Origin of the sequence: Pseudomonas sp. G34, from assembly GCF_031119625.1 — a bacterium.
Lineage (GTDB): Bacteria > Pseudomonadota > Gammaproteobacteria > Pseudomonadales > Pseudomonadaceae > Aquipseudomonas.
The window spans coordinates 309,087-328,021 of record NZ_JAVHZV010000009.1; the positions used below are offsets into that span (position 1 = coordinate 309,087).

The following is an 18,935-nucleotide window of genomic DNA, read 5'->3' on the forward strand; positions in this document are numbered from 1 at the left end:
TGGGTGGCTCCTGGTATCAGGCCTTGGGCTTCTTGGCGGCAGGCTTGGGGGTAGTGCTGGGCTTGGCCTTGGCGGGTGCCTTGGCAGGTTTGAGCAGGGCGGGTTTCTCGGCTTCGGCCTTGGGGGCTGCCTTGCTGGCGCGGGGTTTGATCGGTGCGGCAGGGGCTGCTTCGCCAGCGTCGGCCTTGGGCTTGCTGGCACGCTTGGGCGCAGCCTTGCCAGGCGTCTGCTCGGCTTCGACCAGCTTGGTGGCCATTTCCCAGTGGCGTTTGGCCTGGCCGTGGGGTTTCCCTTCGGATTCCCAGATCTGGTAAGCGAACTCGCGGATACGATCTTCTTTTGCGCTCATGGGTGTGACTCCTGAGATGGACTATGGGCGATCAGCAAATTGACCGGGGTGGCGTGCAGCACGTCGCGTAGCGCGAGGTAGCCGCTATGGGCGAGCGGGGCAGTGCTATCGAAGGCGCTGTGCAGGGCCTGGTCGGCCAGCACGGCAGGCAGGGCGATACGGGTGTCGCCCCATTGTTCGGCGGCAATCAGCGGCATGTGGCTGTCGCCGAGCAGCTTGGCGCTCAGGCGCGGTACCACCACGAGGGCATGCTGCTCGCCCAGGCTGCGCATGAAGGCGACGACCCGATCAGCGTGCTCACCCTGAACCTCGAGCGGCTGGTAGTCGCCGGCAGCGAACAGCTGCTGGTGGGCCTTGCGAGCCTGCAGGGTGGCGGCGATCAAGGTCTGCTTCACCTGGCCGTCGTGCCAATGCTCCAGGGCCTGGCCGAGGGGCTGGGCCGCTTTCAAGGCCTGCTGGCGAGCGGCGTAATCCACCGGGCGGCGGTTGTCCGGGTCGACCAGGGAAAAGTCCCAGAGCTCGCAACCCTGATACAGATCCGGCACGCCCGGCACGCTCATGCGCAGCAGGCTTTGGGCCAGGCTGTTGAGGGCACCAGCGGGCGCGATCTCGGCAGCGGCATCACGGATCTGGGTGCGCAATTCGGCGCCCTTGTCACTGCCCAGCAACGCCTGCAGGTAGTTTCTGCAAGCCGCTTCGTAGCCTTGGTTGGGGTTGCTCCAGGTACTGCGCAGCTTGGCTTCGCGCACCGCCTTTTCCTGCCAGGCAGTCAGGCGCTCGGTGAGGCTCTGCAGGCCTTCGGCGTCATCGCTTTGCAAATCCAGCGGCCAGCAGGCCAGCAGGATCTGCAGCAGCATCAACTCATCACCTGGCGAGGGTGCGAGGCCGTCGTCGAGTTCTTCGCGCAGCGGCGCCGCCAGTTCGCGCCAATGCTGGCAACGCTCGGCGAACCATTCGGCGCGCTCGCTGAGTACCGCCAGGCGGGCGCGGGTGTCTTCACCGCGTTTGTGGTCGTGGGTGGCGGTAGTCAGCAGGTTGGCCGGGAAGTGCCGGGCGCGTTCCACGCAACCGTCATGGAAGGCCTCGACAGGTGCGCTGAACTGCTGCGGGTCGAAGCCCACGTCATTGCGCGACAGCAGCACGGCGCTGCGGTAGCAGGCGGTGTCTTCCACCGCCTTGGCCGCCGCCGGGGAGGTGAGTTGCTGGAAACGCTCGATCATCTTTGCCCGGCGCTTGCGCTGCGGGCTCGGCGGCAACTCGGAAAGTGCCTGGCCACCAAGCCAGCAATCGAGGTGCTCGAGCAGCGGCCAGTCGCCTTCGGCGAGCGTGCTGCGGGCGCCTTCCAGGGCCTGGTCGAACACCGCCTGGTCGGTGCTGCTGCGCCCGGCGGCCGACACATAGGTGCGGTACACCGAGAAGTGCACGATCAGCTCCAGCAACGCGCGGCGAATGGCCCCCAGGGTCAGGTCGCGGGTGGCGATATCGTCACGGGCGACCAGCAGCAGGCCCTGGGCCAGGGCTTCCAGATCACCGGCCAGGGAGGTGGTCAGCACCAGTTGGCGTGCGTCGCGTACTTCGGCCATGAAGTCGGCATCGCGGCCGCTGGTTTCACTCCACAGCTGCGCCAGGATTGGCTCGCCCTCAGGCGCATGCTGCAGCAGCGACACCTGGTTCATGAACTCGTAGCCGGTGGTGCCATCCACGCCCCAGTCACGGGGCAGCTGTTCGCCTTCGCCGAGAATCTTCTCGACGTAGATCGGGAAGCGGCTGCCCTGCAGCTCGGCCGGGCGCTTGGCCAACAGCCGTTCGACGCGGCGGCGCAGCTTGCGGCAGTAAGCACGCGGGTTGGCCAGGCCATCGACATGGTCGATACGCAGGCCATCGACCAGGCCATTTTCGATCAGCTCGAAAATCTTCGCGTGGGTGGCTTCGAATACCTCGTGGCGCTCGACCTTCAGGCCGCCCAGTTCGTTGATGTCGAAGAAGCGCCGCCAGTTGATGTCGTCCGCTGCGGTGCGCCAGCTGGCCAGGCGGTAATGCTGGCGTTCGAGCAACTGGTGCAGCGCCTCGAAGTTCTGCCCCTCGGTGGGGCGCAGGCTGGCCAGCGCGCGTTCGATGGCGTGCCCGGCCTTGCTGGCCAGGGCCACCAGTTCGCGAAACAGCACGCCCGCCTGGCGCTGGCCGTCGGCGCTGTCGTCCAGCGCCGCGAAGCGCTGGCCCAGGGCCTGCAGCTCGGGGTGGCCGCTGTGCTGCAGGATATCGCCATAGGTCGGCGGGTTGATCGGGAAACGGTGGTCGTAATGCCTGGCGTAGAACAGGCCGCGCCTGGCATCGAAATGCAGCTCGATTTCGCCGGCGGCCAGCACTTCGCCGTAGTCGCTGCGCAGAAAAGGCACCAGCAACTGCCCGCGCAGCAGCGGGTCATGGGATTGCCAGTGGATGTCGAAGAACTTCGCATGGGCGCTGCCGGTGCCCCATTCGAGCACGTCCAGCCACCAGGGATTGGCATCGCCGCCGACCGCCATGTGGTTGGAGACGATATCCAGAATCAGCCCCATGCCTTTGCCGCGCAGGGCGGTGACCAGGCGCTGCAGGGCCGCTTCGCCGCCCAGCTCCGGGTTGACCCGGGTCGGGTCGACCACATCGTAGCCATGCATGGAGCCCGGTCGTGCGGTGAGCAGCGGCGAGGCGTAGATATGGCTGATGCCCAGTTGGGCGAAATAGTCGACCAGGGGCACGGCGTCGTCGAGGGTGAAGCCCTTGTGGAACTGCAGGCGTACGCTGGCACGTAACTCAGTCATGGCCGATGCCCTCGACCAGGCTGCGCGCCCACTGCAGGCGCTGCAGGCGATGGGCGACCTGCGGTGCATCGAGCATCTCGGCTGCATCTTCGGCCCAGCGGCGGCGCCAGTTCGGGTGTTCGTCGCCGGGGCCCGGCAGGTTGGGTTGCTCGCTGGCAGCCATGGCGTCTTCCAGGGGCAGCAGCACCAGCGGCGCCGGTGTGCTGCCGATAAAGGCGATGCTGGCGTCCAGCTGCTGGCCGTCATCCATCTGTTCGGCGGTGGCGTGGCCATGCTCATGCAGGGCTTGGTGCAGTGCTCGGGTTTCCTGGGCGCGCAAATGATGATCCTGATTCGTGTAGTCGTCGCTGCGGTGGCCCGCAGCCTGGCGCCAATGAATGTCGCGGGAGGCGAGCCAGCCGCGAATGCTCGGCAAATCATGGGTGGTGGTGGTGGCCAGGGCGTCGCGTGGCCAGTGGGCCGGGGCGTGGAAGCGGCCATTGCTCTGCTCGAAAAGCAGTACCCGCATGCCGAGGATGTTGCGCGCCGCCAGCTCTTCGCGCAGGCCGTCAGGCACCGTGCCGAGGTCTTCACCGATGATCAGCGCGCGGTGGCGCTCGGCTTCCAGGCACAGGAGGCGCAGCAGGTCTTGCGACGGGTAGTTGAGGTAGGCACCGGCGGAGGAGTCCTCACCCTCAGGAATCACCCAAAGCCGGCGCAGGGTCATCACGTGGTCGATGCGCATGCCGCCGGCGTGGGCCAGGTTGGCACGCAGCATTTCGATATAGGCACGGAAGCCATTCTGCTGCAGGCCCTGGGGCGAGAAGGCTGACACCCCCCAGTTCTGCCCGGAGCGATTGAGGATGTCCGGCGGTGCGCCGACGCTCACCGCCTGCAGCAGTTCGGCCTGCCGGCCCCAGGCCTGGCTGCCGGAGGCATCGGCGCCGACTGCCAGATCGGCAATCAGCCCCACGCACATGCCGGCTTCACGGGCGGCGTTCTGGGCGCCGTGCAGGCAGCGGGCGATCAACCACTGGGCGAAAGCGTGGAATTCGATCTCGTGCCCATGGCCTTCACAAAATTGCTCGACGGCCTCGCTGGCCGGGTCACGGTACTGCTCGGGCCAGGCACGCCAATCCACCGGCAAGCCGTTGAAGTCCATGAAACCGCGCAAGGCCTCGAAGCGGCAGTGCTGGCGCAGGGCCTCGCCACCCGCTTGGCGGAAGGCCTCGAAATCGGCCTGCAACGGATGAAGGCTGGCGGCGAAGTCGGCATGCAGCTGACGCAGGATCTGCATCCGCGCGCTGGCCACGCCGGGCCAGTCGATCAGCTCCAGACCTTCCAGGCGCGCCAGTTCCTCGCCCAGCCCGCAGGTGCGGATCGCCTGCTGCACGGCCGCTTCACCGAGCACGCTGGCCGGCGCGGCATGCAGCACGTTGAAGAACAGCCGGCTGGACGGCGAGTAGGGGCTGTAGGTGTGCAGGTTGGCGCTGAACATGGCGTGCATCGGGCTGATCGCCAGGGCATCGGCGCCCCGTGCGGCGGCGCTGCGTACCAGCGATTCCAGTGCCTGGGTATCGCCCAGGCCGCCATCGCCCGGGCGGCGCAGCGAATAAAGCTGGGCGCTCAGCCCCCAGATCTTGGCATCGGCACGCTCAGCCAGTTGTGCCACGCTCGGGCAGGCGGGCGGCGCCACGGCGAGGGTCACTTCGCCGCCGGCGATGCGCAGCAGGTGGTAGCCGGTGGTGCCGATCACCGGCAGCCGGCCACTGTCATCCAGGCGGCCTTCCAAACGTTCGCCCTGTTCCAGCTGGATCTCGAACGCAGTGCCGGGTGGGAAGTAGCGGGTCAGGTCCAGCGCCTGCTGCTGATCGAGGGTCACCAGCGGGCCAAGGGCCAGGGTGTCGTGGCGATGTTGCAGTTGCGCCAGGCTGGCTTCGATCTGCTCGTCGTCCGCGGCCGGGTAGCCAAGGGCCTCGAGCAGGCGGCGTTGATGTTCGGGTTTGACCGATTGGGCGTTGCCGTCGGCGTCGACCCAGTCGACGCTCAGGCCAGCGGCCTTGCTCAGTTCTGCCAGGCGTGCGTCGCTCATTGGGCGCCCTCCAGCACAACCCGCACGCTGTGCGCCGGCAGGTGATTGCCCTCGCTGCGATAGCTGTACAGGGTACGGGCGCCTTGCGCTGCCACGGCGTCGACCGGCTCGCGTCCCAGGTTCAGGGCGATATGCAGCACCTGCCCATCGCCGAGCTGCCAGCTGGCGGTGACCGCGGCTTCGCCCAGTACCCTGCTTTCCAGGGCCTGGCTACCGGGCAGGCGCGGCACGATGTGCTGGTGGCGAAGGCTCAACAGCTCGCGATAGAACGCCTGCCAGGCGCTGCCATCCGCCGTGTCGCGGTTGTGGTAGTCGGGCATCGAGGTCTCGAAGGTGCTGGCGTCATTCGGCGCGGGAATCGCCTGGCCGGAGAATTTGGAAAAGTCCTTGAATTCGTTCTGGCGGCCCTTGCGTACCGCTTCACCGAGCTCGTCGTTGTGCGAGGTGAAGAACTGGAAGGGTTGCTCGCTGCCCCATTCCTCGCCCATGAACAGCAGCGGAATCATCGGGCTGAGCAGCAGCAGGGCGGTGGCGCTCTTCAGCGCGTGGTCATCGGCCAGCGTGCGCAGGCGTTCACCGACCGCGCGGTTACCGACCTGGTCGTGGTTCTGCAGGAACAGCACGAAGGCGCTTGGCGGCAGGTGGCCGCTGCTGCTGCCGCGGGCGGTGCCGTGGCGGGTGGTTTCACCCTGGTAGATGAAGCCCTCGCGCAGGCAACGCGCCAGCTTGTGTGTGGCGTCCTCGGCGAAGTCGGCGTAATAGCCTTCGTGCTCGCCGGTCAGCAGGTGGTGCAGCACGTTGTGGCCGTCGTCGTTCCACTGGGCGACAAAACCCTGTTGCAGCAGTTCGGCGTCGTTGTGCTCGTTCTCCAGCACCAGGTGCAGATGGCGCGAGGCGGGGATCGAGGCGTGCAGGCGCTCGGCCATTTCGAGCAGGAAGTCGCGCTCGCCGATGGCGTGCACGGCATCGAAGCGCAGGCCGTCGATGCGGTAGTCCTGCACCCACATCAGCGCGTTATCGATGAAGTAGTCACGCACTTCGCGGCGCCGAAAATCGATGGCCGGGCCCCAGGGGGTGTGCACGTCTTCGCGGAAGAACGCGCTGGCGTACTGGCCCAGGTAATTGCCATCGGGGCCGAAGTGGTTGTACACCACGTCGACGAACACCATCAGGCCCAGCTCGTGGGCACGGTCGATCAGGCTGCGCAGCTCGTCTGGCGTGCCGTAGGAGGAGTCCGGTGCGTACGGCAACACGCCGTCATAGCCCCAGTTGCGGCCACCGGGAAACTCGCCCAGCGGCATCAGTTCGATGGCGGTGATACCCAGCTCGGCCAATGCCGGCAGTTTCTCTGCGACTGCCGCGTAGCCGCCCAGCGTGCCTACATGCACCTCATAGAGCACCGTTTCCTGCCAGGGGCGGCCTTGCCACTGATTGCTGCGCCAGTGGTAGGCCTGTGGGTCGATGACGCGGCTGGGGCCGTGCACGTCGTTGGCCTGCCAGCGCGAAGCGGGATCGGGTACCCGCAGGTGCCCGTCGATCAGGTACTGGTAGTCAGTACCAGCCGCCAGCGGCAGGCTCGCGGTAAACCAGCCATCGTCGTTGGCGCTCATTTCATGCTGGGTGTCATCTTGCAGGGTTACGGCGACGCGCTTGGCGTCTGGCGCCCACAATGCGAAGTGGGTGTGACCGCTGACATTCAGCCAGGCGCCATGTCTTGGTTTTGCTTCAAGCATCAGACCAGTTTCCCACCCGATTTCTGCGCAGCCAGCAACTTGCGATAGAGCGCCGCATAGGGCTCCACCGACTGCTTCCAATACAGCGGCGAGGCCATGGCGTGAGCACGCATGGCGTTAAGCAGCTCCCGATTGCGGAACACCGCCATGGCGCGTCGTACCGCGGCCAGGTAGCTGTCACTGCTCGGCTCCTGGAACAGGAAACCGCTGACGCCGTCTTCGATGGTGTCAGCCAGGCCGCCAGTGGCACGGGCGATCGGCAGCGAGCCGAAGCGCTGGGCGTACATCTGGCTGAGGCCGCAAGGCTCGAAGCGCGAGGGCATCAGCAGGAAGTCGCTGCCGGCGAACATGCAACGCGCATCCGCCTCGTTGAAGCCGACGTTGGCGCCGACCTTGCCGGGGTGGCGGCGGGCCAGTTCGCGTACGGCGTCCTCGAGGTGCTCCTCGCCGCGGCCGATGATCGCGATGCGACCGCCCTCGGCAACGATGGTGTCGGCGATCTCCAGGGTCATGTCGATGCCTTTCTGCTGCACCAGGCGCGAGACCACGGCGAACAGTGGGCCGTCGCTCTGCTCCAGGCCGAACATCTGCTCGACGTGGCGGGTGTTGGCGCGCTTGCCTTCCCAGTCATGGGCATCGAAGCCCTGCACCAGGTGCGGATCCTTGAGCGAGTCCCAGCTGTCGTCGATGCCATTGGGAATGCCGCTGAGCTGGTTGAGCTGCACCTTGAACTGCAGCATGCCTTCCAGCCCGCAACCGAATTCCTGGGTGGTGATCTCGCGGGCGTAGTTCTCGCTCACGGTGGTCACATGGTCGGAATACACCAGGCCGGCCTTGAGGAACGACAGGCGGCCATAGAACTCCATGCCCTGGTGGCCACAGGCCGAGGAGGGCAGGCCTAGTTCCGGGCTGCATTCCAGGCTGCAAAGGCCCTGGTAGGCGAGGTTGTGGATGGTGAACACGGTGGGCGTCTGCAGGCCGCGCCAGCTCATGTAGGCAGGGGCCAGGGCGGCCGGCCAGTCGTTGGCGTGAACCACTTCCGGGCACCAGCTCAGGCAGGCGGTGCCGGCGGCGATCTCGGCAGCGGCCAGGCCCAGGCTGGCGAAACGGATGTGGTTGTCCTGCCAGTCGCGGCCCTGGGCATCGGCGTAGGGCGTACCGTCACGGTCGTACAGCTCGGGGCAGATCAGCACGTAGACGATCAGCCCATCGGGCAGGGTCATGCAACCGATGCGTGCCGGGGGCAGGGCCGCATGGCCCGGCACGCTGCCAACGTCACGGATCGCGTGACCGCTCTGCAGCACCTGGCGATAGCCGGGGATTAGCACCCGTACATCGTGATCCGCGTTCATCGCCCGCGGCAGCGACGCGGAAACGTCACCCAGACCGCCCACCTTGATCAGGTCGGCCAGCTCGGGGCTGACGAAGAGGATCTTCTTCTTGGCCGCGTGCAAATTGGTAATTGTATTGTTTGCCTTTAGGGGTGTTTCTACCAATACCGATTGGTCAAACCGTGTTGCCGCAACAGCGTTTCCCATACCATCCTCCGCTCGATTCTGTCCTTGACCCTGATGTTTCTCTAGCTTGCTCGCCGACGGGAATATGCCGCCCTGTCTTTCCAGTTGATTGCCGTGTCGGGGCAGGAGGAAAAGCTGCTTGCTGGTGATTAATTCCCACCTAGTTCATGACCTAGCTCACGAATAAGAAGTTTCGACTATTTTTGGGAGTCTGCCGGGTTACCGGGGAACTATTTGATGGCGGTGGGTTTTCGCTGCCAATAGCCGGTAAGTAGCGGCTTTTCGCCTGCTTTTGGCGGACACCTCTGGAGCTTTTGGCTGCTCTGGGGTGGCTCTATGAGGGGCTTTTCAGCTTTTTCATCGCGGCGGGGCGACAGGCGGTCGTGTTCTGGCCACTCGACCGCCTTGTACAGAAGCTGGACAACTAAGGTGCACAAGTAAAACAGAGCGAAAGTTGCATTTATTTTGAACGTTCGAACAATTATCTAAGTGTGTTACTTGGCTGTAACAACCGCTGTTCGATATTTCATGGCGGAAACAAAAGTGCCATCAGTAGTTGGGTCGCCAGACGATTACCCCGCCCCCGCACGCAAGCCTTTCAAATACCCGTTTCATGGGATGCCGCTGGCTGAAGGCAGCCATGTCGCGCTGCGGCAGTGAGGTGATGCGTGTTGCAGATTGCGAACGCTCGCCAGGGGCCGCGTGCCTGGTTGGCTTCTGATACTGTTGCCAGGCCTCAACCAGCGTGCGCCGGCCATGAACCTCGACACCCGCATCAAATTTCGCCACCTCACCTGCTTTCTGGAAATCGCCCGGCAGCGCAGCTTCGCCAAGGCCGCCGACGCCCTGGCCGTCAGCCAGCCGGCAATCTCCAAGACGCTCAAGGAGCTGGAAGACATCCTCGAAGCCTCGCTGTTCGAGCGTGGCAAGGCGGGAGTCAGCCTGACTTCGGCAGGGCTGGCCTTCATGCGTTACGCCGGCCCTTGCGTACAGGCGCTGCGTGACGGCGTGAACAGCCTGCGCAGTGGCGAGCATGACGCCGGCCAGGTGCGTGTCGGCGTGCTGTCGACCGTGGAGAGCCTGCTGATTCCCGACGTGGTGCGGCGCCTGCACGAGCGCCATGCGGCGCTGGTGGTCAGCATCGCCACCGGGCCCAGCGCCTACCTGCTGGCGCAGCTGCGTGTCGGCGAACTGGACCTGGTGGTGGGGCGCATGACCGACAGCCCGGAAATCCAGGGGCTGACCTTCGAACACCTGTACAGCGAGTCGATGAGCCTGGTGGTGCGCCCCGGCCACCCGCTGCTGGCCCTGGGCGATGGCGGCCTCAGCCGGCTGGGCGACTATCCCGCGGTGCTGCCATTGGCCGGCACCACCATCCGCCGCTATGCCGACAGCCTGTTCGTGCAATGCGGCGTGCCCCAACCGCGCCAGCGCCTGGAAACCCTGTCCCCGGCGCTCAGTCGCCGGTACGTGCAGCAGAGCGACGCGGTGTGGGTCGCGCCACTCGATGCAGTACGTGTCGACCTGCACAACGGCGACCTGGCCGAGCTGGCCCTGGGCATCCGCGAACCCGGCGGCTCGGTGGGCATCTGCAGCAACACCGCACTGCCGTTGTCACTGGCCGCGCAGTGGTGCTGCGAGACCTTGCGGGAACTGGCCGGCGAGTACCGAGAGCGGCCCGGGTCGGGCTCGGTGGTGTAGCCTGCCGGGCAATGCTGATCAACCAAACTCGATCAACACCTTGCCCACCTGCTGCTGCGCCGCGAAGTAGGCATAGGCGGCCGGCGCGTCTGCGAATTTGAAGGTCTTGCTGATCACCGTTTCGATGCGGTTGGCTGCGGTGGCACGTAGCAGCTCAAGGAACATCTTGCGGCTGCCGTTGGCGATGCCGCGGATGGTCACGTTCTTGAGGATCAGCGAGAGGTAGTTCGGAATCGGCGATTGCTGCCCGGGGGTTACGCCAATCACGGCGATGCGTGCGTTGGCGGCGGCTGCGGCGATGGACTGGCCCAGGGTGTCCTGGCCGCCGGTTTCGATGATCACGTCGGCGCCGCCGTTATCCGTCAGGGCCATGAGTTGGGCGGCCCAGTCCGGATGCTGGCGATAGTTGATGGTGATGTCGGCGCCCAGCTCGCGGACGATCTGCAGTTTCTCGTCGCTGGAGGAGGTGATGGCGACGCGCGCGCCGCGCAGCTTGGCGAGTTTCAGTGCGGCCAGTGAAACGCCGCCGGTGCCCAGGCACAGCACCAGCTCGCCCGGCTTGACCTTGCATACCTCCACCAGCGCGTTCCAGGCGGTAAGGCCGGCCGAGGCCAGGGCGGCGACGTCCTGGTCGGCGAGCGAAGCCGGTACCTGGATAACCGCCGCGGCGGGCAGCACGACCCGTTCGGCCAGCCAGCCGTCATGGGAGATGCCAATGTCATGGGCGAATACGTCGGGGCGGAATTCACCGTCCAGCCAGCTGGGGAAGTGCCCGCAGACCACGCGATCGCCCGGCTTGACGTTACCCACACCTGCACCCACCGCGATGACCTCACCGGCCCCTTCGGAGACCGGGATCCGCTCTGGCGCCTGGCGGGCACCGTAAACGCCGCGCAGCAGTTGCACATCACGGCTGATCAGGCCGACCAGGCGCGGCGCGACCAGTACCTCGCCAGGGCCGGCGACGGGGTCGGGGCGGGTGGTGGCGGTCAGGCTGTCCAGGCCTTGCTGGTTACCGATTTGAAAGGCTTTCATGCAGATGATCCTTGTCGCTGGAAAATGTGGGGCTTTTCATGGCCCGGGCGTCGAGCGACATGGTGCCAGATAGTGCTTTGGCGTGGTCAAGGCTTGGCGGTGCCGACGCCTTTCGACCCCGCTCCATGCCGCGGCTACCTGGCCGAACTGGCGCCCGATAGCGCAAGCCCGTTAGCTCCGCAGGCATCTGCAGCAACGCCGCGCTGTGGCTGTTTCTGGCGGCGCAGCGCACGCCGTCCCGACCTTATCCGCTCGAACACCTTCAGCGATTATCTGAACTCCCCAGGCCGCCTCGCTTTCCACTTTCTACACCCATCAGGCAGGCCTTCGATGCTCCCACACAGCCAGCAGGGCCAAGGCCCGATCACCTTCGTGCTGATGCACTTTCTCGGCGGCTCGCACCGTACCTGGGGCCCGACCATTGCCTATCTGGATCGCCAGTATCACTGCGTCGCCCTCGATACGCCGGGCTTCGGTGATGCCAGCGCGGTGCCCGGTCATACGGTCAGCGCGATGGCCGATCAGGTCGACCAGAGCATCCGCGAGCTCGGTCTCGAGCGCTGCATCCTCGTCGGCCATTCGATGACCGGCAAGGTCGCGGCGGTGCTGGCCTCGCGGCGCCCCGACTATCTCCATGGCCTGGTGCTGGTGGCGCCGTCGCCCCCCGGCCCGCAGCCGATCAGCGACGCCGACCGCGATCGCCAGCGCGCCTACGACGCTTCCCGACAGCAGGCCGAAGCCTTCGTCGATGAATCCAGCTTCCACCGCCTGCCCGACGACCTGCGCGAAGTCGCCATCGCCGACGCCCAGAGCGTGAACCTCGCGGCCTGGCGTGCCTGGGTCGATCACGGCAGCCGCGAAGACTGGCAAGAACGCATCGGCAGCCTGCCTTACCCGGCGCTGCTGATCTGCGGCGCCGACGACCGCCAGGTGCCGGATGCCGAGGAGCAGGGCCGTACCACCCTGGCGCATTTTCCCCGCAGCGCCGTGCTGACCTTGCCCGGCGCCGGGCACTTGATGCCGCTGCAGACGCCCCGCGCACTGGCCGAGCAGATGCTCGCGTTCGCTCACTTGATCGCGACTCGTATCGCTGAAGGAGAAGGTTGATGGACTTGGGCTTGAAAGACCGTGTGGCACTGATCACTGGCGCGGCAGGCGGAATCGGTCTGGCGACCGCGCGCCTGTTGGCAGAGGAGGGCGTGAAGTTGGTGCTGACCGACCGCGAGCAGGACGCCTTGCTGCAGGCCGCGGCGGACCTGGGCGGTGAGCCGCTGTTGATCGCCGCGGACATGACCCGGCAAGCCGAGGTCGATGACCTGATTCGCCAGGCCCAGGCGCGCTTCGGCCAGGTCGATATCGTGGTGCACACCGCCGGCGTGACCGGCGCCAAGGGCGACCCGCTGGAGCTGTCGGACGCCGACTATCAGGAAGCCTGGGACACCGACTTCTTCAGCGCCGTGCGCATTGCCCGGGCAACCGTGCCGGCCATGCGCAAGCGCGGCTGGGGCCGGCTGGTCTGCATCACCTCGGAAAACGCCGTGCAGCCGTACTGGGAAGAGGCCGTGTACAACGTGGCCAAGGCCGCGCTGGCGGCCTTCATCAAGAACCTGTCCTACAAGGAAGCCGCCCACGGCGTGCTGTGCAACACGGTCTCGCCCGCGTTCATCGAAACCGGCATGACCGACGGCATGATGGAAAAACGTGCCGAAGAGAGGGGCGTGAGCTTCGAGGAAGCGGTACAGAGCTTCCTGAAGGAGGAGCGCCCGGGTATCGTCCAGCAGCGCCGCGGCCAGCCGCACGAAGTGGCAGCGGCGATTGCGTTGCTGGTCTCGGCGCGCGCCTCGTTTATCAACGGCAGCAACCTGCGCGTCGATGGTGGGTCGGTGCAGAGCGTGCAGAACTGAGGTGACGGGTGAATCACCGCGCGTGGCCTGAAGGGCAGCACGGCGGTTTCGAGTTCGGCATTGCCCTTGGTTGACGCACCGATCCGGCGATTGTCCGGCGTGTGCCGCTGTGGCCATGCTTTTGCCGAAAACGACAACGGGGCAGTCACCAGCCGTGACGGCCCCGTTACAACGGCCAACTTTCGGATCAGAAGGTAAGGGCGAACATCAGCTGGGTATAGAGGTTGCGGTCATTGCTGCCCAACTGGCTGCCACCGTTATCCGCGCTGTTCTTCGGCTGGTAGAGGCCGACCAATGGAATGACCATCAGGTTGTCGCTGAGGCCCCACTGGGCATACACGTCGAGCTCGCGGCCCGAGAGGTCGCCGAGTTGGTTGTCGAGGGTGTCGTAGTCGAACCACAGCGCGCCCAGGGTCAGGTTTTCCAGTGGGGTGACGCTGGCGCCGACGTGGTGAATGCGGGTGTTGCTGTTGAACGGGCCTGCATAGTTGCCGGCAACTTCGCCCTGGAACCAGGTGCCGAAGCCACGGTTGAGACCGTAGAACAGCGGGTCGTAGCCCTCCGAGAAGCGGCTGTAGCGGTAATTGATGGTCGGCGCCCAGGCGACCTCGGAGAAGGTCCAGCCGGCTTCCAGGTACCAGGCGTTTTCGTCATCGACCTTGCGCTTGTCCTGGCGGGCGTATTCGGCAGACAGGAACAGGTCCCGCACGCCGGCATTGCCCTGGGCGCGCAGGCTGTAGGTCTTCATGCCGTCGCGGTCCAGTTGCGCGGGCGAGGCGTATTGCGTGTCGACGTCCTTGACGTCGATATAGGTCAGGCCCAGGGTGCCGGCTTCGGCGACATGTTCCAGAGTGCCGACGTACATCTCGGAGCGCGCCTGGGCGCGGTTATCGGATTTGATCCACATCAGGTCGCTGCGCCAGCCTTGCTTGCCACCCAGGCGCAGCACGGCGGTCTGGTCGAAGCTCTTGCGCGCGGCGAGGTAGTAGCCGCCGCCGCGATTGAATTCACCATCGGCCACGCCCTTGCCGATATTCAGGGCGTCGCCATTGATCAGGAAGCCATCACCGACCACGATGTTCTGGCGGCCAAAGGACAGATCGACGCCATCTTCGCCCAGCGCCGTAAACAGGTCTGCCGAGCGCCAACCCAGGTACGCGTCTTCGATCTTGGTGGTGCGCTCCGAGCCATCGGTGAAGCTGGCCGCATCGCCATCGCCCCAGGTGCCCGAGGAGAGCAACGCGAACGCGCCATATGCCGTGCCGGCGCCGCCAAGCCCCTGGTCGGCGTTGATGCCGTACTTGAGGTAGCCCTCGCGCCAGGACGCCGAACCGGCTCGCGTGGCGCCCGTGGTGGCGTAGCGCTCCTGGCTGTGGAAGATGCCGACCACCGCTTCGAGGGTGGCGTTCAGGTGGCTGTCATCATCGCTGTAGAGCTCATGGGCACCCGCCTGGGAGGCGGCGCCGATCAACAGGGCGAGAGCGGAGCGTTGCAGCACGGAGCGCTTGGACATGGTTGGCTTCCCTGGTTTTTTCTTATGGGACGAAGGCTAGCGGTTTACCCAGGCCAGCCCTTGAGCATCCTTGCCATTCACTTGTCTGCCCTTGCCAACACTGGCTCAGTCTCCGCCAGGAGCGCGTGCTTGGTTCGAGCTCCGAAGAGCGTGGGGGCATCGCTCACTACGCGCGACCAAGGGGGCTTATCCATAACCATGCGGTTATGTGTTGGTCGCGCTTTTTCATTAGGCGGCTCGCGCTTGCTGGCCGATCATGGCCCGCAGAGCCTGCGGCGCCTTGGCGCGCGGCAACGCCACAATTTCAATAAACAGGAGCGTCCCATGTCCGAGGACAGCCGTTTCATCATCCGTGATCGCAACTGGCACCCCAAGGCCTTCACCCCCGATTACAAGACCTCCATCGCCCGTTCACCGCGCCAGGCGCTGGTAAGCATTCCGCAATCGATTTCGGAAACCAGCGGGCCGGACTTCAGCCACCTGAAGATGGGCTGGCACGACAACGACCTGCTGCTCAACTTCGCCAACGGCGGCCTGCCCATCGGCGAGCGCATTCTGGTCTGTGGGCGGGTGATGGATCAGTACGGCAAGCCGATTCCGCATACCTTCGTGGAAATGTGGCAGGCCAACGCCGGTGGCCGCTATCGCCACAAGAACGACCGCTACCTGGCACCGCTGGACCCCAACTTCGGCGGCGTCGGCCGTGCCCTGACCGACAGCGAGGGCCATTACAGCTTCCGCACCGTCAAGCCGGGCCCGTACCCCTGGCGCAACGGCCCCAATGACTGGCGCCCGGCGCACATTCACTTCTCCATCAGTGGCCCGTCGATCGCCACCAAACTGATTACCCAGCTGTATTTCGAAGGGGATCCGCTGATCCCGCTGTGCCCCATCGTCAAGGCCATCGCCAACCCGGACGCGGTACAGACGCTGATCGCCAAGCTCGACATGAGCATGGCCAACCCCATGGACTGCCTGGCCTACCGTTTCGACATCGTGCTGCGCGGCCAGCGCAAGACCCACTTCGAGAATTGCTGAGGAGCCCGCCATGCCTGTAGAACTGTTGCCCGAAACCGCTTCGCAAACCGCCGGCCCCTACGTGCACATCGGCCTGGCGCTGGCCGCCGCCGGCAACCCGACCCGTGACCAGGAAATCTGGAACCAGATGGCCAAGCCCGGCGCCCCGGGCGAGCACATCACCCTGATCGGCCATGTCTACGACGGCAATGGCCACCTGGTGCGCGATGCCTTCCTGGAACTCTGGCAGGCCGATCACCAGGGCCGTTACGACGCCGAGTACGACCTCGACAAACCCTTCAATGGCTTCGGCCGTACCGCCACCACCTTCGATGCCGGCAGCGAGTGGACGGTGCACACCGTCAAGCCGGGTGTGGTCAACAACGCCGCCGGTGTGCCGATGGCGCCGCACATCAACGTCGCGCTGTTCGCCCGTGGCATCAACATCCACCTGCACACGCGCCTGTATTTCGAAGACGAAGCCGAGGCCAACGACAAGGACCCGGTGCTCGGCCTGATCGAGCAGCCATCGCGCCGCGAGACCCTGATCGCCAGGCGCTGCGAGGTTGACGGCAAGCCGGCCTACCGATTTGATATCCGCATTCAGGGGGACGGCGAAACGGTGTTTTTTGATTTCTGACAGCGCACTGGATGCGCCCGTCGAGCAGATCGACGCGCGCATCCACCAGGGTTTCAGCGCGGCGCTAGAGGCCCGTGGGTTTCGCGCCGACAGCCAGCAACAGCAGGCAATCGATACCCTGGCGCAGTGGCTGCAAGGCTGGTGCGCCGGGCGTCGTGGCTGGCTGCGCAAACCGTTGGCTGGCGTCTACCTGTGGGGTGGCGTGGGGCGCGGCAAGAGTTTCGTGATGGACGCCTTCTTCGCCGCCGCACCGTTGCGCGCCAAGCGCCGGGTGCATTTCCACGCCTTTTTGCAGGAGCTGCAGCAGCGCATGCAGGCATTCGCCGGCCAGCCCGACCCGCTGGTGCTGGCCATCCGCGCGCTGGCCCAGGACATTCGCCTGCTGTGCTTCGATGAATTCCACGTGCATGACATCGGCGACGCCATGCTCTTGCGCCGCCTGCTCGACGTGCTGGTCGAGGAGGGCGTTGGCCTGGTCATGACCTCCAACTACCCGCCGGCCGGGCTGTGCCCCAATCCGCTGTACCGCGAGCGTTTCACCCCGGCCATCGAGATGCTCGAAAAGCGCTTCACGGTGCTGGCGCTGGATGCCGGTACCGATTACCGCGAGTTGCCCGGCAATGCCCAGCAGTGGGGTGAGTACCTGTGGCCGCAGTCGTCGGGCGGCGTGGCTTACCTGCAACGCTGGCTGGCGCTGGATGAGCAGGCGCAGCGCGACCCGGTGCTGACCGTCAACCACCATCCGCTGCCGGTGCGCGCCCTGGCGCCCGGCCGTGCCTGGCTGGAGTTCGCCGAGCTGTGCGGCAACGCCCACTCCACGGCGGATTTTCTCTGGCTGCTGCAGCGCTATCCGCGCCTGGCCCTGACCGGGGTACCGACCCTGGATTCACAGCCCACCGATGCCTGCCAGCGGTTTATCAACCTGGTGGATATCGCCTACGATGCCGGCGCCGAATTGCTGTTGTGCAGCGAATTCAGCCTCGAACGCCTGTGCCGCGGCTCCGCCCATCAGGATTTCGTGCGAACCCGCAGCCGCCTTGGTCAATTGCACAGGCGAGAACTGCTGATGACCTAAGGTCTGTACGAAAGGTCTCCGAGCGAACGACAAGGAACGCTGAAACCGTGCTGCAAATCCTCCAGATCACCGCGCCGATCTTCCTGCTGATCGGCCTGGGCTACCTCGCGGCCATGGGCGGCCTGCTCAACCGCGAGCAGGTGCGGGGTATCGGCGCCTTCGTGATCACCTTCGCCATGCCGGCCTTGCTGATCAAGACCCTGGGCACCGCGCCGATCCAGCAGACCCTGCTGCCCGGTTACCTGCTGGCCTACGCGTTCGGCTCCCTGGCGGCCTTTGCTGCGGCCTTCAGCGTGTCGCGCTGGCTGCGCGGCGACAACCTGTCCGGCTCGGCGATCAATGCCATGGGCATGTCGGTTTCCAACAGCGGTTTTGTCGGCTACCCGCTGGTGGCGGCCGCCATCGGCTCGCCGGCAGTGCTCGGCATGGCGATGGGCATGCTGGTCGAGAACCTGCTGATGATCCCCCTGGCGCTAGTGCTCGCCGAGGCCGGCAAGCAGCAGGGTGGTGGCGGCCTGAGCGTGCTGGGGGTGATCTTCGGGCGGCTGCTGAAGAACCCGGTGATCATCGGCATCCTCATCGGCCTGGGCGTGTCGCTGCTGGGCATCGAGATACCGCCGCTGCTGTTCAAGCCCATAGACATGCTCGCCGGCGTGTCGGCACCCTTGGCGCTGTTCGTGATCGGCGCCGGCCTGTTCGGCATGAAGGCGCGGGGCGTGTGGGTCGATGCGGCGTGGATTGCCAGCGGCAAGCTGATCGTTCATCCGCTGGCGGTGCTGTGCGCCTTCCTGCTGGTGCCGGGCATCGACCCGGTGATGAAGGCGGTGGGCGTGCTGTTCGCCTGCTCGCCGATGATGAGCATCTTCCCCATCCTCGGCCAGCGCTTCGGCCTGGAAGATCGCTGCAGCGCGACCCTGCTGGTCGCCACCGTGCTGTCGTTCTTCACCATCAGCCTGGCGCTGGTATTTATTGGCGCAGGGACGTCCTAAGAGCGCTTGCTTGCGTAGTGTGGGTCGGGCCGCGTAGGTGAAACCCATCTCGATTTGATGGGTTTCACCTACGCGGCTTGCTTCTCGTGGGAGCGGGCGGGGACGCCGAGTTCATGCCCGCGAATGCGTGCGTACGAACCAGTTGCAGGATGGTGCGGCCTTTCCCCTATCCCGTGGGAACGGGCCATGCCCGTGATTTTTCGCGGGCATGGCCCGCTCCCACAATGAACCAGTCGCAGGGTGGACGACGCCTCACCTACGCGGCCCGACCCGTCCACCGTTCTGCGATCGCAATGGTGGATGAAAAGAGCGTCATCCACCCTACAGCCCACCCTACCCAAGATGCGCGGCTGTAGGGTGGGCTTCAGCCCACCAAATCGAACGTCCGCTTGTGCCTTGTGGCAGCCTCTAACGTGTGCGTACGAACCAGTTGCAGGATGGTGCGGCCTTTCCCCTATCCCGTGGGAACCAGTCGCAGGGTGGACGACGCCTCACCTACGCGGCCCGACCCGTCCACCGTTCTGCGATCGCAATGGTGGATGAAAAGAGCGTCATCCACCCTACCCAAGAGGCGCGGCTGTAGGGTGGGC

14 protein-coding genes are annotated in these 18,935 nt (G+C 65.6%); 7 read left to right on the forward strand and 7 right to left on the reverse strand.

Features of this window, described 5'->3' with window-relative positions; translation table 11 throughout:
- Positions 1–16: 16 nt before the first annotated feature.
- The 5 genes from QYS36_RS06930 to glgA are packed head-to-tail and all read right to left on the reverse strand — an operon-like array spanning position 17 to position 8,492.
- On the reverse strand, positions 17–349 hold the full coding sequence (locus QYS36_RS06930) for a DUF2934 domain-containing protein (RefSeq protein ID WP_308838780.1): 333 nt from the start codon (positions 347–349) through the stop codon (positions 17–19).
- Entirely contained in the window at positions 346–3,150 is a 2,805-nt protein-coding gene (locus QYS36_RS06935; RefSeq protein WP_308838781.1) for a malto-oligosyltrehalose synthase, read from the reverse strand. Before QYS36_RS06935 ends, QYS36_RS06930 begins: the two co-directional genes overlap by 4 nt.
- On the reverse strand, positions 3,143–5,221 hold the full coding sequence (gene malQ, locus QYS36_RS06940; protein ID WP_308838782.1) for a 4-alpha-glucanotransferase: 2,079 nt from the start codon (positions 5,219–5,221) through the stop codon (positions 3,143–3,145). Before malQ ends, QYS36_RS06935 begins: the two co-directional genes overlap by 8 nt.
- Positions 5,218–6,954 (reverse strand): malto-oligosyltrehalose trehalohydrolase, encoded by a 1,737-nt coding sequence (treZ, locus tag QYS36_RS06945; protein ID WP_308838783.1) that lies wholly within the window; start codon positions 6,952–6,954, stop codon positions 5,218–5,220. The genes malQ and treZ overlap by 4 nt, the downstream gene beginning before the upstream one ends.
- On the reverse strand, positions 6,954–8,492 hold the full coding sequence (gene glgA / locus QYS36_RS06950) for a glycogen synthase GlgA (protein ID WP_308838784.1): 1,539 nt from the start codon (positions 8,490–8,492) through the stop codon (positions 6,954–6,956). Before glgA ends, treZ begins: the two co-directional genes overlap by 1 nt.
- 735 nt (positions 8,493–9,227) lie before the next feature.
- Between glgA and pcaQ the strand changes: the two genes are divergently transcribed.
- Positions 9,228–10,172: a pca operon transcription factor PcaQ gene (gene pcaQ, locus QYS36_RS06955; protein WP_308838785.1), complete on the forward strand. Its 945-nt coding sequence runs from the start codon at positions 9,228–9,230 to the stop codon at positions 10,170–10,172.
- 18 nt (positions 10,173–10,190) lie between these two features.
- On the opposite strand, the gene QYS36_RS06960 is transcribed toward pcaQ, so the two are convergent.
- On the reverse strand, positions 10,191–11,207 hold the full coding sequence (locus tag QYS36_RS06960; RefSeq protein ID WP_308838786.1) for an NAD(P)-dependent alcohol dehydrogenase: 1,017 nt from the start codon (positions 11,205–11,207) through the stop codon (positions 10,191–10,193).
- Positions 11,208–11,537: 330 nt separating this feature from the next.
- Here QYS36_RS06960 and QYS36_RS06965 point away from each other — a divergent pair, with 330 nt between their 5' ends.
- Together QYS36_RS06965 and QYS36_RS06970 are read left to right on the forward strand one after the other, a co-directional pair.
- Positions 11,538–12,314, forward strand: a complete 777-nt coding sequence (locus QYS36_RS06965; protein ID WP_308838787.1) for an alpha/beta hydrolase — start codon at positions 11,538–11,540, stop codon at positions 12,312–12,314.
- Complete coding sequence (locus tag QYS36_RS06970) at positions 12,314–13,111, forward strand: SDR family oxidoreductase (RefSeq protein ID WP_308838788.1); 798 nt, start codon at positions 12,314–12,316, stop codon at positions 13,109–13,111. The genes QYS36_RS06965 and QYS36_RS06970 overlap by 1 nt, the downstream gene beginning before the upstream one ends.
- Positions 13,112–13,298: 187 nt before the next feature.
- Here the strand turns inward: QYS36_RS06970 and QYS36_RS06975 are convergent, their stop codons facing one another.
- A complete protein-coding gene (locus tag QYS36_RS06975) occupies positions 13,299–14,624 on the reverse strand; it encodes a hypothetical protein (protein ID WP_308838789.1) in 1,326 nt (441 codons plus the stop codon).
- Positions 14,625–14,948: 324 nt separating this feature from the next.
- On the opposite strand from QYS36_RS06975, the gene pcaH reads away from it, so the two are divergent.
- The 4 genes from pcaH to QYS36_RS06995 are packed head-to-tail and all read left to right on the forward strand — an operon-like array spanning position 14,949 to position 18,345.
- Entirely contained in the window at positions 14,949–15,662 is a 714-nt protein-coding gene (gene pcaH, locus QYS36_RS06980) for a protocatechuate 3,4-dioxygenase subunit beta (protein WP_308838790.1), read from the forward strand.
- A 10-nt stretch (positions 15,663–15,672) separates the two neighbouring features.
- Positions 15,673–16,281, forward strand: coding sequence for a protocatechuate 3,4-dioxygenase subunit alpha (gene pcaG / locus QYS36_RS06985; RefSeq protein WP_308838791.1), 609 nt, complete (start codon positions 15,673–15,675; stop codon positions 16,279–16,281).
- Positions 16,271–17,356: a cell division protein ZapE gene (gene zapE, locus QYS36_RS06990; protein ID WP_308838792.1), complete on the forward strand. Its 1,086-nt coding sequence runs from the start codon at positions 16,271–16,273 to the stop codon at positions 17,354–17,356. Before pcaG ends, zapE begins: the two co-directional genes overlap by 11 nt.
- Before the next feature lie 47 nt (positions 17,357–17,403).
- A complete protein-coding gene (locus tag QYS36_RS06995; protein WP_308838793.1) occupies positions 17,404–18,345 on the forward strand; it encodes an AEC family transporter in 942 nt (313 codons plus the stop codon).
- Positions 18,346–18,935: the final 590 nt, after the last annotated feature.